Source organism: Corallococcus sp. 4LFB, assembly GCF_046520365.1.
Taxonomy (GTDB): domain Bacteria; phylum Myxococcota; class Myxococcia; order Myxococcales; family Myxococcaceae; genus Corallococcus; species Corallococcus caeni.
This window is the reverse complement of sequence record NZ_JBKGHJ010001069.1, coordinates 1-1049: the sequence shown is the minus strand read 5'-3', so window position 1 is coordinate 1049 and position 1049 is coordinate 1. Positions and strand designations below refer to the sequence as shown.

The following is a 1049-nucleotide window of genomic DNA, read 5'->3' as shown; positions in this document are numbered from 1 at the left end:
CCCTGGCCTCGAAGGCCGCCTCCAGCAAGCGCCGCGACTTCAACCCCGCCACCGCGAAGTACGACTTCCGGGTGTTCTTGCTCCACCTGGGCCTGATTGGAGAGGAGTTCAAAACGGCGCGCCTGCACCTTCTCAAGCACCTGGAAGGCAGCGCCGCCTGGAAGGGCCAGCGTCGCGACGGGCGCGGGCCGGGTGGGGAAGGCACGCCCGGCAGCGAAGGCGCGCAGGGCGGCAGCGGCAGCGCCCAGGGCGGCACGAACGAGGCCCTGGCGGCCGCCTGAAGCGGACTCAACGCCGGGGCCCTTCGGGGCCCTGGTTGGCACTGACAACGGCGGGCCGCGCGCCTGCCACCCACGGGAGAATCCCCATGCTCTACTTCGCCTACGGCTCCAACCTCGACAGGGCCCAAATGCGCGTGCGCTGCCCCAACGCCACTGTCGAAGCCCGGGCCACTCTCTCCGGCCACACCCTGGTGTTCGGCGGATACAGCCGCCGCTGGGGCGGGGCCGTCGCCAGCCTCCAGCGGGTGCGCGGCGCCCACGTCGAGGGACTGCTGTACCGCCTCACTCCCGAGGACCTGCGGGCCCTCGACATCTTCGAGGGCCACCCCTTCGCGTACCGGCGCGCCATCCGGCTGGTGATGGACAGAGCTGGCCTGCGCCGCCGCGCGCTGGTGTACCTCCAGCCCGAGACTGGCTTCGAGGCCTGGCCGCCCGCTGGCCGCTACTTCCGCGTCCTCTGGCACGCCTACGGGCGCCTGGGCTTCAACCGCGCCGCGCTCGCGGGCGCCCTCGGAGGTGTGGCGTGACGCGCGCGTCGACATCGACACGCGTTTTCGTCTACGGAACGCTGCTGTCCGGCGAGCCCAATCACCGCCTCCTGCGCGGCGCACGCCTCATCGGCCCCGCGCGGACGCGTCCGCGTTTCACGCTTCACGACTACGGGCCCTTCCCCGCTCTCGCCTCCGGCGGCAAACACGCCATCGAGGGCGAAGTGTACGAAGTCGACGCGCTCATGCTGGCGGCGCTCGACAGGCTCGAGGGCCACCC

2 protein-coding genes and 1 pseudogene are annotated in these 1049 nt (G+C 72.1%); all 3 read left to right on the top strand.

The annotated features are described in order from the left end of the window. A pseudogene (locus ACLEQD_RS44100) lies at positions 1–281 on the top strand (VrlE); the annotation flags it as partial. Positions 282–367: 86 nt separating this feature from the next. Beyond that, positions 368–808 (top strand): gamma-glutamylcyclotransferase family protein, encoded by a 441-nt coding sequence (locus ACLEQD_RS44095; protein ID WP_141647213.1) that lies wholly within the window; start codon positions 368–370, stop codon positions 806–808. Then, positions 805–1049 (top strand): gamma-glutamylcyclotransferase (locus ACLEQD_RS44090; protein WP_410391889.1); only part of this gene is annotated, 245 nt, incomplete at its 3' end. The genes ACLEQD_RS44095 and ACLEQD_RS44090, both read left to right, overlap by 4 nt.